This is a genomic window from Polynucleobacter asymbioticus QLW-P1DMWA-1, from assembly GCF_000016345.1.
Lineage (GTDB): Bacteria > Pseudomonadota > Gammaproteobacteria > Burkholderiales > Burkholderiaceae > Polynucleobacter > Polynucleobacter asymbioticus.
Genome location: NC_009379.1, coordinates 1,518,502 through 1,533,331 on the forward strand (window position 1 = coordinate 1,518,502; position 14,830 = coordinate 1,533,331).

Sequence of the window (14,830 nt, forward strand, 5' to 3'; positions counted from 1 at the left end):
AACATCAAACTGCGTCACTCATCGCTTGCGATGCAAGCTGAGCACTAGTCCGCCCGAATCGGCGTTCGCGTTGACTGAACCAATCAAATGCCTTGTGTAATTCAGCCTCATTAAAGTCTGGCCAAAGTACATCAGTAAAGTACAGCTCGGTATACGCGAGTTGCCATAGTAAAAAATTGCTCACTCGCTGCTCACCGCCCGTGCGGATAAACAAATCAGGCTCTGGAGCATATGCCATAGAAAGATGGGGTTGTAGCAATTCTTCCGATATATCTTCAGGCTTCATATCAGGATTTGCAGCTAAGCAACGACGCATCGCCTGCAAAATATCCCAACGACCGCCATAGTTTGCAGCGATAGTAAAAGTCAGCGCCTTACATTCTGCTGTTTTTTGTTCTGAAAACTGCACCATCTCTTGAATAGCAGAATCGAAGCGACTTAAGTCACCAATTAAACGCAAGGAGATGTCATTTTCAGCTAGACGTGAAACCTCGCCTTTGAGGGATTTCAAAAATAACTTCATCAGAAAGCCCACCTCTTCGGGTGGACGACGCCAATTTTCAGAGCTGAATGCAAAGACAGTAAGATATTCAACGCCCACCTTACGACATTCTTGAACAATTTTTCTGACTGCGCCCAAGCCCTCAGAATGCCCGGCAACCCGTGGCATCAATCGCTTACTTGCCCAGCGTCCATTGCCATCCATGATGATCGCCACGTGGCGTGGAATAGCATTAACCTCTGGGATTGCCTGGGTTGAACTAAGGTGTTTGCTCATCAAAATCAATCGATTCAGACTGGCCTAAACCGTCATGATCTCTTTTTCTTTTTCAACAATAATCTTGTCGATGTCTACTACCGCTTTGTCAGTCATCTTCTGAATTTCATCAGTAGCACGACGCTCTTCATCTTCAGAAATTTCTTTATCTTTTGTTAAACGCTTGAGGTGCTCATTGGCATCACGGCGTAAATTGCGCACGGCAATCTTGGTATCTTCACCTTCACTCTTTACTACTTTAGTGAGCTCACGGCGACGCTCTTCAGTCAAAGCTGGCATAGGAACACGAATAACAGTGCCTTGAGAAGCCGGATTTAAGCCTAAATCAGAATCACGGATCGCCTTCTCTACTGCGGCAACCATGGTCTTTTCAAATGGTTGAACATTAATAGTTCGGGCATCAGCTAAGCCCAAACTGGCTACTTGGCTTAACGGTGTTGGATTGCCATAGTAATCAACATGAATGTGCTCCAGTATTCCTGGATTGGCGCGGCCAGAGCGGATCTTTGCCAAACTGGATTTCAATGACTCAAGAGACTTTTGCATCTTTTGATCGGTATTGGTTTTAATTTCTGCTGCAGACATCAGGCCTCCTATTAAACGTGTACCAAAGTACCTTCAGACTCACCTTGCACTACACGCATTAATGCGCCTGGCTTGAGAATCGAAAAGACTTTGATTGGTAATTTACGATCACGGCACAACGCAAAAGCAGTTGCGTCCATGACTTGTAGGTTTTTAATTAAAGCTTCATCAAATGTAATGGTCTTGTATAAAGTCGCTGCTGGATCCTTTACTGGATCAGCGCTATAGATGCCATCTACCTTAGTGGCTTTGAGCATGATCTCTACACCCATCTCAGCACCACGCAAAGCAGCAGCTGTATCGGTAGTAAAGAATGGATTACCCGTACCCGCTGCAAAGATCACTACTTTGCCTTCACCCATCGCGCGAATTGCGCGCGGACGAATGTACGGCTCAACTACTTGGTCCATTCGAAGAGCAGATTGAACTCTCGCTTCAACACCTTTTTGACGAAGTGCATCTTGTAAAGCGAGCGAATTCATCATGGTGGCCAACATACCCATGTAGTCAGCAGTTGCACGATCCATGCCCGCCGCTCCTCCTGCTACCCCGCGGAAAATATTGCCGCCACCAATCACTATAGCGAGCTCTACACCGCTATTCACAACTTGGGCAATTTCAGCAACCATGGCATCAATAGTGATCGGATTGATGCCAAAAGCATCATCGCCCATCAGGGCTTCACCAGAAAGTTTGAGGAGGACGCGTTTGTAACCTGGCATATTTTTATTTTCCGTAATTTGCTAAGCAATTAACTTACTTAGCTTATTGATCTTTAAGCACTTTTTAATATCTCAGCCAAATTATAAAGGTCTTGGTAAAGATCAAAGAAAAGGGCACAGAAACTAAGGTTTCTATGCCCTTGGGATACTGCCAGCTAGCTGGGGCAAGCCCTAAACCAGCCGAATTACTACTGAATTACGCAGTTGCCTTAGATGCAGCAGCTACTTGAGCAGCTACTTCAGCAGCAAAGTCATCTTGACGCTTCTCAATGCCCTCGCCTACAACATACATTGTGAAACCCTTGATAGTTGTATTTGCGGCCTTGAGCATTTGCTCAACAGTTTGCTTATCGTTTTTAACGAAAGTTTGGTTCAACAAAGAAACCTCTTTGAGGTATTTCTGAATAGAACCTTCAACCATCTTTTCGACGATTTCTGGTGGTTTGCCAGATTCAGCAGCCTTTTGAACAGCAACGCTACGCTCAATCGCAATTGATTCAGCAGGAACGTCAGCCATAGACAAGGCTACCGGCTTCATTGCAGCAATATGCATAGCAACGTCTTTAGCAGCAGTATCGTCACCTTCAAACTCAACCATCACACCAATACGTGTGCCATGGAGGTAAGAAACCAACTTATTACTACCAGTAAAACGCTTGAAGCGACGTGGCATGATGTTCTCGCCGATCTTACCGATCAAGGCACTACGAACTTCATCAACAGTTTGGCCATTCAAAGGCAATGCGAGCAATGCAGCAACGTCAGCTGGGTTCTTTTCAGCAACCAACTTCACGCAGTCATTTACAAATGCCAAGAAGTCATCGTTCTTAGAAACGAAGTCAGTTTCGCAGTTCACTTCTAGCAATGCACCAGTGCTGCCATTGATTGCAGTAGCAACGATACCTTCAGCAGTAACGCGAGAAGCAGCTTTACCCGCTTTGCTACCAAGCTTTACACGCAGAATTTCTTCTGCACGAGCCATATCACCATCAGCCTCGGTCAAAGCTTTTTTGCACTCCATCATCGGAGCATCAGTTTTGGCGCGTAACTCGCCAACCATTGCAGCGGTAATAGCGGCCATTATTCAGCTTTCCCTTCTTCAACAAACTCTTCTTCACCCTCTTTAACGGCTGTCAAAATTTCTTGAACAGAATTTGCTTTGCCTTCGAGGATTGCATCAGCAATGCCACGCGCATAGAGAAGAACAGCTTTGCTAGAGTCATCGTTACCAGGGATAATGTAATCAACACCTTCTGGTGAGTGGTTGGTATCCACAACAGCGATTACTGGAATACCTAACTTGTTAGCTTCAGTAATAGCAATCTTGTGATAGCCAACGTCCACAACGAAAATTGCATCAGGAACGCCATTCAAATCCTGAATTCCGCCAAGTGCTTTTTGTAACTTATCGAGATCGCGGTCATTGGTCAAAGCTTCTTTTTTGGAAAGCTTCTCCCAATCACCTGCTTCTTTAGCAACTGCCATATCTTTCAAACGCTTGAGTGAACCTTTAACAGTTTTAAAGTTAGTGAGCGTACCGCCCAACCAACGGCTATCGATATAAGGCATACCGGCACGAGCAGCTTCTTCAGCAATGATCTCGCGTGATTGACGCTTAGTACCAACAAACAAAATCGTGCCACGATTAGAAGCAACTTGTTTTGCAAATTTCAGGGCATCCTGAAACATTGGCAATGTTTTTTCCAAGTTGATAATGTGGATCTTATTGCGATGACCGAAAATAAAAGGGGCCATCTTTGGGGACCAGAAGCGTGTTTGGTGACCAAAATGGCAACCGGCTTCCAGCATCTGACGCATTGTTACTGACATAACTTCTCCTAAGGGTTGGTTCTAAAGTTGAGTCCTAGCTGCGCTAAAAAACGCCACCCTGGAAGGCTCAACTTGCGATTTCAAGTCCAAAATAGACCTGAGACCAAAATTATAGCTTAAATATCAATGACCTAGCCACCCCTATACTTAACCACTTTAAGAGGGAAAAGGGCTAAATCAGCCTTCAAGACCTCAAAAATGGGGTAATTGCCTAAATTTTAGGCAAAACAGGCCAGATAAAAATCTCCAAGTCGTTGATAATCAAGGCATGAATAGTGTATTTACAGCAGAAAAAGACATCCTAGGGATGCGTGAGGCCGGCCGTTTGGCTAGCGAAGTATTGGATCATGTGGCACCCCATGTAAAAGCAGGCATCACCACAGGTGAACTGGATCGCATTTGCCATGAATATATGCGTGACGTCCAAAAGACCATCCCCGCTCCATTGAACTACCAACCACCAGGCTACCCTCCTTTTCCAGCATCTATCTGCACTTCGGTAAATGATGTTATTTGCCACGGCATTCCTGGAGACAAAATTCTCAAAAGCGGCGATGTTGTTAATTTAGATATCACTGTCATCACACCTGATGGCTATTACGGTGATACCAGTCGCATGTTTATGGTGGGAGATGTTTCTGTAATGGCGAAACGTCTTACTCAAATCACTTTTGAATGTATGTGGCTTGGCATTGCTCAAGTGAAACCAGGCGCCACTTTAGGTGACATTGGTCACGTGATTCAAACACATGCAGAAAAAGCGGGTTACTCCATTGTGCGTGAGTACTGCGGTCATGGAATTGGAAAAGTGTTTCATCAAGATCCACAAATTCTTCACTACGGAAAACCTGGTACTGGTGAGAAGCTTGAAGTTGGTATGACTTTCACCATCGAGCCTATGATCAATGCAGGTCGACGTGAAATTCGCACAATGCCTGATCAGTGGACTGTCAAAACTAAAGATCGCAGCTTGTCTGCACAGTGGGAACATACGCTCTTAGTCACTCCTACCGGTGTAGAGGTATTAACCTGGTCTGAGGGTAGTAATCCACCGCCAGATTGCGTCAAAAATCTTTCTTTTAGACCCGCATCAATTAATACCTAAAATATGAGTAAACCTCAGGCAGTAAGCAATATCACTGATGCAGCTAGCTTACGCGCTGCTCGTGAACTTGCTTATGCTGAGTTTCGCCAAACCCAAGTAGTTAGAAAGCTAACAAAACAACTTTCTAAGTTAGGCGATCAACTCTTGAGTCACCTATGGAGTAGTTGCGGCTTAAATAATGAAGCTACTTTAGTAGCGGTTGGGGGCTTTGGTAGAGGGGCTTTATTTCCTTACTCTGATATTGATATTCTGATACTGCTCCCTGCGGATGAAAAATTGGCTCAAGCTTTGTCTAAGCAAGTTGAACAATTTGTTGCTAGCTGTTGGGATACCGGTTTGGAGATCGGCTCTTCCGTTAGAACCGTTTCAGAATGCATCTCCGAATCCGAGCAAGATATCACTGTCCGTACCTCACTTTTAGAAGCTCGACTCGTTTGCGGTAAGAAGCAGCTCTTCAAAGAATTTGCTGGCGCTTTTGAATCAGCTATGGATCCGAAAGCTTTTTTTCAAGCAAAGCTAGCAGAACAAATACAGCGCCATTACAAATATCAAAATACGCCCTACTCATTAGAGCCTAATTGCAAGGAAAGTCCGGGGGGCTTGCGAGATCTTCAGGTCATTACATGGGTAAGTAAAGCGGCATTGCTAGGGGATACCTTTAAAGATTTAAATCAAGCTGGGCTAGTAACACAGAGAGAATTAACTGAGTTAAACCGTAATCAGCGTTTTTTAGAAACCCTACGCGCGAATCTTCATCTACTAGCCGGTCGCCGCCAAGACGTACTCGCATTCGACCTGCAAGCTGCTCTGGCGGGGGCTATGGGCATCCAAGAAGAGTCCTCGCGCCAGGCTAGTGAGGCGATCATGCGCCGTTATTACTGGGCGGCCAAAGCGGTCACTCAGTTAAATGATGTGCTTTTGCAAAATATAGAAGCCCTACTTTTCCCACAAGAGTCAAAAACGATTCTTCCCATTCCTGGTGAGGGAAATGAGTTTTTCATTGAAAGACAAGGTGTATTAGATATTACTGATCCGCAGCTTTATCAAAAACATCCTGAGCAGATATTGCGCACCTTCTTGGTATTTGCTCAAACTCCCAATGTAAAAAGCTTATCTGCCACCATTTTTAGGGCGCTTTATAACGCCCGCCAAAAAATGGACAGCAAGTGGCGATCTAACCCTATCAATCGGGCGCTCTTTATAGAGATTCTGAAACAGCCAGAAGGCGTCAGTCGCGCATTCCAGCTCATGAACCGCAGTAGCGTTTTAGGTCGCTACCTGCCCGCCTTCAGAAAAATTGTTGGCCAGATGCAGCATGACTTATTTCATGTGTATACAGTCGACCAACATATTTTGATGGTGTTACGCAATGTCCGCCGCTTCATGGTAGTTGAGCACACTCATGAATTTCCATTCTGCAGTAGCTTGATTGCCCACTTTGAAAAACCTTGGTTATTGGTGATTGCCGCACTATTCCACGATATCGCTAAAGGACGTGGTGGGGATCACTCACAACTTGGCAAAGCGGACACACGTAAGTTTGCCAAAGATCATGGCTTAGATAAGAAAGATACCGAACTTTTAGTATGGCTTGTGGCAGAGCATCTCAAGATGAGTCAAGTTGCTCAAAAACAAGATATTACTGACCCAGAAGTCATTAGAGCATTTGCTAAAAAGGTGGGCGATGAGCGCCATCTCACGGCACTCTACTTACTAACAGTTGCAGATGTGCGTGGCACAAGCCCCAAGGTCTGGAATGCCTGGAAGGGTAAATTGCTAGAGGATCTTTATCGCGCAACACTGAGAGTATTGGGTGGAGCGAAGCCTGATGCCTCTTCGGAATTAGCGCAGCACCAAGAAGAGTCTCGCGCTAAATTGCGCCTCTATGGCATCAATGACGAGCTCTATGAAGACCTATGGAAACAACTAGACGTTGCTTTCTACTTAAGACAAGATTCCTCTGATATCGCATGGCTTACTCGCCATCTTTACAACAAAGTACATAGCGACCAGCCTATTGTGCGAGCACGGCTATCCCCCATTGGCGAGGGCTTACAAGTTGCAGTGTATGTAAAAGATCAAGAAGATCTGTTTGCACGCATCTGCGCTTACTTTGAGAGGCATGGCTTTTCTATTTGGGATGCCCGTATTCATACAACACGCCATGGTTACGCTTTAGATACCTTCCAGATCTCTGGCAGCAATCTAGTTGATGAAGGCGGAAGTTATCGCGATATTATTCAGCTAGTCGAATTTGAATTAACCGCAGCACTAACCAATAGTGAGTCGCTACCTAATCCAAGTATGGGCCGACTCTCTAGACAATCACGTACATTCCCAATTCAGCCACGGGTGCACATGGTTCCCGATGATCGCGGCAGATATTACACGCTCGCCCTGTCAGCAAGCGATCGCACTGGATTACTCTACACAATATCTAGGGTGCTTGCAAAACACCAAGTATCCATTCATACCGCCAGGATTAATACCTTAGGCGAAAGAGTCGAAGATATTCTCTTATTGGATGCCGCCAACTTAGGTAAGAATCCTAAGTTACAGATTCAATTGGAGACAGAGCTACTTGAGGCATTAGGCGCGTAAGAGTTTTTTATTTAGCTAAATAAAAAAACCACCCTAGGGTGGTTTTTTACTGCTTCATGTAAAAGGTAAATCGTTATTTATGCCTTACTTTTGCGGGCATCTAAGCTAAAGGAACCTGCACCAGATGAAGACAAGACCAATAAGCCGCCCAAAATGGCCATATTTTTAATGAATAAAAGTTGTGCAATAAACGCTGCATCTTGTGGCGCTGCCCAAAATGGATGGCCAACAATACTTGCACCCAATGTAAAGATTGCCAACCCAAGGGCAACAACACGTGTGTGATAGCCAAGAATTAAAGCAAGGCCTCCTAAAATTTCGATAGCAATAACTACCCAAACCAAAATGGCGAGAGCTGGAAGCCCCAAAGATCCAAAATAGGCAATAGTACCTTCGATCCCAATCAATTTTTGAATGCCAGCAGGTAAAAATAAGGTCGCAATAGCGATGCGGCCAACTAAATTGATTGTGCTTTGAAACTTATTCATATGATCCTTTATAAATTTTTGAAAATAACTACAACGCTAGATGTTACTTTAATAAATTTAGCATTTCCTCTTCGTCAATTACTGGGACACCTAACTCTTCTGCTTTAGCAAGTTTGCTACCGGCATCTGTTCCAGCAACAACATAGTCGGTTTTCTTAGAAACCGAGCCGGCCACTTTGGCTCCTGCTTTTTCCAAAAGATCCTTAGCTTCATCACGCGTCATCGTTGGGAAGGTGCCAGTCAGAACAAATGTTTTACCAAAAACTGCTGCGCTGATGATTTTTTCTTCTACAGAAAGCTGCATTCCGGAAGCTAGGAGTTGTTCAATTACCTCTCGATTATGAGCTTCTTGCATAAAGCTTGTAATGGAATCTGCAACGACTGGGCCAACATCTTTAACTGTCAATAACTCTTCCACACTTGCATCCATTAAGGCATGCATGGATTGGTAATGATTGGCTAGATCTTTGGCGGTTGTCTCACCCACATGACGAATGCCCAGGGCAAAAATAAATCTCGCTAAGGTAGTGTTTCTAGATTGGTTAATAGCCTGAATCAGATTATCAGCAGACTTCTCGCCCATTCGCTCTAAATTAGCCAAGGCAGTAAAGCCTAGTCTATATAGATCGGCAGGCGTTCTCACCAGATTCTGATCTACCAGCTGATCAACAATCTTTTCACCAAGACCCTCAATGTCTAAAGCCCTTCTATGTGCAAAATGAATGAGTGCTTGTTTACGTTGCGCACCACAGAATAAGCCGCCACTACAACGCGCGACAGCCTCATCAGCTAATCGCTCAATATGAGAATCGCATACAGGGCAACGGCTTGGCATAACAAATTCTTTAGCATCAGATGGACGACGCTCTTTTATTACAGACACCACCTCAGGAATTACATCGCCAGCACGACGCACTGATACTGTATCTCCAATACGAACATCCTTACGCTTCACCTCATCTTCGTTGTGAAGCGTTGCATTAGTTACCGTTACCCCACCAACCTCGACTGGAGCAAGTCTAGCGACTGGAGTAATTGCACCAGTTCGTCCAACCTGAACGTCTATCCCCAGCACAGTCGTTAATGCCTCTTGAGCTGGGTATTTATGCGCTAATGCAAAACGTGGGGCCCTGGATACAAAACCGAGCTTAGCTTGCTCGGCAAATGAGTTGACCTTGTATACAACCCCATCAATGTCATAGGGCAAAGAATCGCGTTTGGCACCAATCTCGTTATAGAAGGCAAGAATCTCTTCCACTGAGTGCAGCACTCTGCGCTCAGAACATACTGGCAAGCCTAATTCCACATAAGCATTGAGCAACTCTTCGTGAGTTTTGGGCAACCAAGACTGAGGCTCTAAAGCACCTAAGCCATAAGCAAAAAATGACAGCGGCCGCTTAGCAGTAATTTTAGAGTCTAATTGACGCAAACTACCTGCTGCCGCATTGCGGGGATTAGCAAATTCTTTCTCGCCTAGCTCTGCAGCCTGTCGATTCATTTTCTCAAAATCTTTAAGGTACATAAAAACTTCGCCGCGAACCTCCAATATCTCGGGAATGTTCTTACCCGTCAATTTCAAGGGAATGGCGCGGATGGTTTTGATATTAGCAGTGACATCTTCTCCGCTTGCTCCATCGCCGCGAGTGGCCGCTGTGACTAGTGTGCCGTTCTCATAACGAAGAGAAATAGCCAACCCATCAAACTTTAATTCACCAGCATAAGCAACATGCTCAACATGCAAGGCTTCGCGGCAGCGTCTATCAAACGCAATCAACTCTGAATCCTCAAATGCGTTATTTAAAGACAGCATAGGGACCGCATGAGTCACCGAATCGAATTCTTTTAGAGCTGTCCCACCAACCCTCTGAGACAAAGATTCTGAGGTAACCCATTGTGGGTGTGCAGCCTCAATATCCAATAATTCGCGATAAAGACGGTCGTATTCGATATCCGGCAATAAGGGATTATCAAGAACATAGTAGGCATGCTCTAAGCGAGCGAGCTCGGCTTGCAAAAATGCATAGCGATCCGCTAAATTTGTCGGACTATTAGACGACAAGGTGATTCCTTAACTAAAGAGTCTGCTAGCGGTAGAAGAGCCAGCGCTTATGCCTGACCTCTCAAGATTGGCATAAAGGACATCGAGGTGCTGACGGATACTGATGACTGCAGCTTCACTTAAGTTAATACCATTGTCATCTACTAAACGTCCGTGCGCAGCTTGGGCAACTTCAACGCCCTCTCCCAGCATTCTTTCAAAAGCACGCTCTTCATGTGCTACCAAAGGAACTTCCAATAGCAAGGTCATCTGAGTGACCGGCTTATTCGGATCTAAATCAGCACTATTAAAAATGAGTGTGCCATTGCTGTAATACTCATAATGCCTGCCATTGCGCGCTAACTTGAAACCACGTTGACGCATCAAAGCATCAAAATTTCCCCATGGACAAGGCTCATCAAACAATACATTGATGCTGAGTTGAATATCGCTTTCTGCGGCAATTGCATCCAACTCTCTAGCGCCTTCCAGCATAGTGCTGACGCTCGGCATATCAATTTGACATCCTAAGATATCAGCGAGCGCTTGGGCACGTGAGCAAAAGTCAGATAACTCCAGCACCCCAATCGGGCCATGGCGACTAGCCAACTGAATTGCCAATTGCACTTCTGAATAAGTAGATTCAGGCTTTAATTCTTCCCATTCCTCGACCGCATCCTGATCAGCATTAAGGCCTTCACAAATCCAACGTGCAAATGCCTGTGCTTTTAAATCACCCCAAGCATTAATCTCTTGCAAAATTTCAGAGCCGGAAATACTTTCATCAAATCGGAGGGTGATCACACAATCAATACGTGGATCAATAATAAATTTCTCTGGAATAGCCGGGACTGAAGAAAGTGGATCCCCAAAGTTGGGTTCCGCTCTTTCGGAAGAATTTCCATCAGCAAATCCTGAGCCGAAGCTAGGCTCACGAGCAAATCGACCATCAACAGAATACTCACCTTGCTCTCGAGCTTTTCGACGAGCATGAGCGTATTTAAAATTAATAATGCCCACTAAAACCAAAATCAATAAACCAATCGCTGCCAACGCGAATTGCAAATCAGACAAACCCAACATCGTCATGATTTGTTCAACGTACACTTAAGCAGCCTCCACCATAGAGACAGCTGAAGAGATGTCCACCGCAACAATGCGGGAAACACCCTGCTCTTGCATCGTGACACCAATTAACTGGTGGGCAATTTCCATAGTGATCTTGTTATGAGAAATGAACAAAAACTGCGTCTTGTCTGACATTTTGGCAACTAGCTGCGCATAGCGCAAGGTATTTGCATCATCCAATGGAGCATCCACCTCATCAAGCAAGCAGAACGGCGCTGGGTTCAAAAGGAAGAGCGAGAACACTAGTGCAATAGCAGTCAAGGCTTTTTCGCCACCTGAGAGCAAGTAAATACTGCTGTTTTTCTTGCCTGGAGGTTGAGCCATCACTTGAACGCCAGAATCTAGGATTTCTTCACCTGTCATGACCAACTCAGCGTGGCCACCGCCAAATAGTTCTGGGAATAATTTTCCGAAATGGGTATTTACTTGATCGAAGGTACCCTGCAATAAATCGCGTGTCTCTGCATCAATCTTGGCAATCGCATCAGTCAAGGTTTGCATCGCTTCATTCAAGTCGGCAGATTGCGCATCTAAGAACTGCTTACGCTCACGGGAACTAGACAACTCATCCAAAGCAGCCATATTGACTGGGCCTAAAGACTGAATTTCAGTATTTAGACGGGTTACTTCGCTTTGTAAGGCGCCTACTTTAAGATCAGAGCTGAAATTTGCTTCAAGAGCGATGAGGTCGGCTTCAGCGTCGGACAACAAGGTAGCAAACTGTTCAAAATTCAAACGGGCAGCCTGCTCACGTAATTGCAAATCAACTACTTTGTCACGCATCGGCTGTAAGCTTCGCTCTACCTGCAAACGCGCCTCATCAGCCTCACGTAATTGATGCAATAAAGCGTCTTGTTCTGTGCGGGCATTTGCCAAAGCAGCTTCGCGTGCGCTGCGAGCCAACAACAAGCCTTGCAATTTATCTTGCGCTTCTTCATCACTTAAAGCCTGCAACTCTTGTGTTGCTTGATCATGCTTGTCCTGAATCTCCATGATCTGATTGCGTGCGGTGCTTTGGTCGCGCTGTAAATCCGCAATACGTTGCTGCAATGAACGTGAAGCAAATGCAGCTTCTTGGGCAGCCATCTCAGCAATGCGTAAGGACTCGCGCAAACGATCGCGCTCTTGCGTTGCCATCTCTAATTTCTCTTGAGCGAAAGACAACGCCTCTTGGAGGCCTTGTTTAGATTCTTCAGACTCAAGCAATTCAGCAGCAGACTGCTCTTGGTTAAGCGCTAGTTGTTCCATTTGCTGGCGCAATTCACTTAGCTCACCCTGTATTTGTGCGGCGCGTTGACTGTATTGCTCTTCAGCTTGAGTCAACTGCATTCTCTCTACTTCAAAACCATGCGCCTCTTGAACTGCATGCTCGGCATTGATACGCGCTTGCTCAGCAGCCTGATGTGCAGCTTGATAATTAGCGACACATTGATCAAGATCGCCCTTCAATTCGCTTTGCATTAATTGTTGCGCACGCAATTGCTTCTCGAGACTTTCCATCTCTTGAGCCCGCGCCAACATACCAGCCTGCTCTGAATCGGCCGCGTATAACTGCACGCTAACGCGACTGACTAAATGGCCCTGTTGAGTAACAAATGCACCGCCTGCTGGCAACTTCTCGCGACGATGCAAGGCATCCTCAAGACTGCTTGCGATATAAATATTATCTAACCACTCTTGCAATACAGATGTTAATCGTGCGCCACCGGCGCTTTGCACTCGACTTAATAGAGGAGTGAAGTCCGCAGGTGCTGAAGTGTGTGCAGGTGTAATGTCTTCTGCAAGCAAAATAGCTAAGCGGCTTGGTGGAGCATCGTTGGCCAAAGCCAAAGTTTCTTGGACGCTTTTAGCTGTTACTGCAGCTAAACGCTCACGTAAAACGGATTCCAGCGCGGCTTCCCAGCCGCTTTCAACCTTCAGCTCTTGCCATAGGCGCTTACTTTCTTTGAGCCCTTTGCTTTCTAGCCACGGGCCAATCTTTCCTTGGGCTTGGACACTAGCCTGCAAAGCAGTTAACGCGGTAAGTTTTGCTTCGGTCTGAGCCAAATCTTGATTTGCACTTTGAATTTTTTGCTGCGCGGCATTGCGGGCTTCATCAGCAGCTGGAACGCGCTGTTGTGTCTCGCCAGCACGCTGCTTAGCCTCTTCTACTTTGCGTTGCGCCATAGCATGACGGTCAATCGCCATTTGTAAAGCATCCGCATCTGGGCGACGCATACCATCCAACTCACCAGTGAGACGTGCTTCGCGCCCTTTTAATTCATCGGCTTGTGCTGACATTGCACGAATACGTTCACCCAAACTGGCTAAACGTTGTTCGATAGAGGCTAAACTTTCACGCGCATGATTGAGTTCGCGCGCAGAAGCTTGATACGCTTCTTCACGACCTGGCATCTGTTCTTGCTGGCTACCTAAATCAGCTAATAAAGTTTGTTCCTTTTCGGAAGCTAAACTCAATTCATGTTCAGCAGTCCGCTGCGCTTGTGCTGCATCAGTTTCTTGAACTGTCCAGCGCTGTAATTGCGCTTGTAAGTCTTGCGTTTGTTGTTGCAAACGTTGACGCGCTTCTTGCACATAATGGATTTGTGATTCAACTTGACTCACATCGGCATTGGTCTGATAGAGCTCACCTTGCGCTTCAGAAACCTTATCCTGCAATGCGTACTGTTGGGTACGCATGGTTTCGAGCTCGGCTTCGGCGTGACGTAGCTTTGCGGTCTGTTCTTCCAAATTCACTTGAGTATCGCGGATGCCATTAGCATGACGCTCTTGCTCTTTGCCAGCTTCAGTCTGTCGAACAAACCAAAGCAGTTGTTGCTGCGATTTCATTTGCGTAGAAAGCTCTGCGTGACGCTCGGCTACTGTCGCTTGTTTTTCTAAGCGAGTTAATTGCTGATCAAGCTCTCGTAAGATATCTTCAACACGAGTTAAATTTTCAGCAGTATCTTCTAGGCGTGAAGCAGTTTCTTTGCGGCGCTCTTTATATTTAGAAACACCTGCTGCCTCTTCCAAGAAAACACGCAACTCTTCTGGCTTAGATTCCAGAATGCGATTAATTGTTCCCTGGCCAATAATGGCGTAACCTCGTGGACCCATACCGGTACCCAAGAAAATATCTTGGATATCTTTACGGCGTACTACTTGGTTATTTACGTAATAGCTAGAATTTCCATCACGCGTCAAAACACGTTTAATACCTAATTCTGTAAAAGCTCCCCATTGACCTTGAGCGCGCCCCTCAGTGTTATCAAAAATGAGTTCGACACTGGCACGGCCAGAAGGCTTACGCAATCCAGAACCATTAAAAATAACGTCCTGCATTGACTCACCGCGTAATTCACTAGCGCGGGATTCACCCAAAACCCAACGTACTGCGTCAATAATGTTCGACTTTCCGCAACCGTTTGGACCTACAACACCAATTAATTGGCCAGGCATTTCAAAATGGGTTGGGTCTACGAAAGACTTAAAGCCGGAAAGTTTGATGGATTTCAGTTGCACGGCGTACTTTGCAGGGAAAAAAGGGGTTCAAAAAAGGGGTAAAAATATAAAGCT

At 45.6% G+C, this 14,830-nt stretch carries 10 protein-coding genes and 1 pseudogene; 2 read left to right on the top strand and 9 right to left on the bottom strand.

Annotated features, from left to right (window positions below):
• Positions 1-4: 4 nt before the first annotated feature.
• The 5 genes from uppS to rpsB all read right to left on the bottom strand — a co-directional run bounded on the left by uppS (position 5) and on the right by rpsB (position 3,915).
• The gene (uppS, locus tag PNUC_RS07570; protein WP_011903284.1) at positions 5-778 is read right to left on the bottom strand and encodes a polyprenyl diphosphate synthase; all 774 of its coding nucleotides are present in this window, start codon (positions 776-778) and stop codon (positions 5-7) included.
• A 24-nt stretch (positions 779-802) separates the two neighbouring features.
• Complete coding sequence (frr, locus tag PNUC_RS07575; protein ID WP_011903285.1) at positions 803-1,363, bottom strand: ribosome recycling factor; 561 nt, start codon at positions 1,361-1,363, stop codon at positions 803-805.
• Positions 1,364-1,374: 11 nt separating this feature from the next.
• Positions 1,375-2,085: a UMP kinase gene (gene pyrH, locus PNUC_RS07580; RefSeq protein ID WP_011903286.1), complete on the bottom strand. Its 711-nt coding sequence runs from the start codon at positions 2,083-2,085 to the stop codon at positions 1,375-1,377.
• A 196-nt stretch (positions 2,086-2,281) separates the two neighbouring features.
• Positions 2,282-3,166 carry a translation elongation factor Ts gene (gene tsf, locus PNUC_RS07585; protein WP_011903287.1) on the bottom strand — a complete coding sequence of 295 codons (885 nt, stop codon included), beginning with the start codon at positions 3,164-3,166 and terminating at the stop codon, positions 2,282-2,284.
• Positions 3,166-3,915: a 30S ribosomal protein S2 gene (gene rpsB, locus PNUC_RS07590; protein WP_011903288.1), complete on the bottom strand. Its 750-nt coding sequence runs from the start codon at positions 3,913-3,915 to the stop codon at positions 3,166-3,168. The genes tsf and rpsB overlap by 1 nt, the downstream gene beginning before the upstream one ends.
• Before the next feature lie 205 nt (positions 3,916-4,120).
• Between rpsB and map the strand changes: the two are divergent.
• A pseudogene (gene map / locus PNUC_RS07595) lies at positions 4,121-5,020 on the top strand (type I methionyl aminopeptidase); the annotation flags it as partial.
• 3 nt (positions 5,021-5,023) lie between these two features.
• Complete coding sequence (locus PNUC_RS07600; protein WP_011903290.1) at positions 5,024-7,621, top strand: [protein-PII] uridylyltransferase; 2,598 nt, start codon at positions 5,024-5,026, stop codon at positions 7,619-7,621.
• Between the two features lie 77 nt (positions 7,622-7,698).
• Here PNUC_RS07600 and PNUC_RS07605 read toward each other — a convergent pair whose 3' ends face one another.
• The 4 genes from PNUC_RS07605 to smc are packed head-to-tail and all read right to left on the bottom strand — an operon-like array spanning position 7,699 to position 14,776.
• A complete protein-coding gene (locus PNUC_RS07605; protein ID WP_011903291.1) occupies positions 7,699-8,109 on the bottom strand; it encodes a DoxX family protein in 411 nt (136 codons plus the stop codon).
• A gap of 43 nt (positions 8,110-8,152) precedes the next feature.
• Positions 8,153-10,168: an NAD-dependent DNA ligase LigA gene (gene ligA, locus PNUC_RS07610; protein WP_011903292.1), complete on the bottom strand. Its 2,016-nt coding sequence runs from the start codon at positions 10,166-10,168 to the stop codon at positions 8,153-8,155.
• A 9-nt stretch (positions 10,169-10,177) separates the two neighbouring features.
• On the bottom strand, positions 10,178-11,254 hold the full coding sequence (locus tag PNUC_RS07615) for a cell division protein ZipA C-terminal FtsZ-binding domain-containing protein (RefSeq protein WP_223245968.1): 1,077 nt from the start codon (positions 11,252-11,254) through the stop codon (positions 10,178-10,180).
• Entirely contained in the window at positions 11,255-14,776 is a 3,522-nt protein-coding gene (smc, locus tag PNUC_RS07620) for a chromosome segregation protein SMC (protein WP_011903294.1), read from the bottom strand. It lies immediately after the preceding gene.
• Positions 14,777-14,830: the final 54 nt, after the last annotated feature.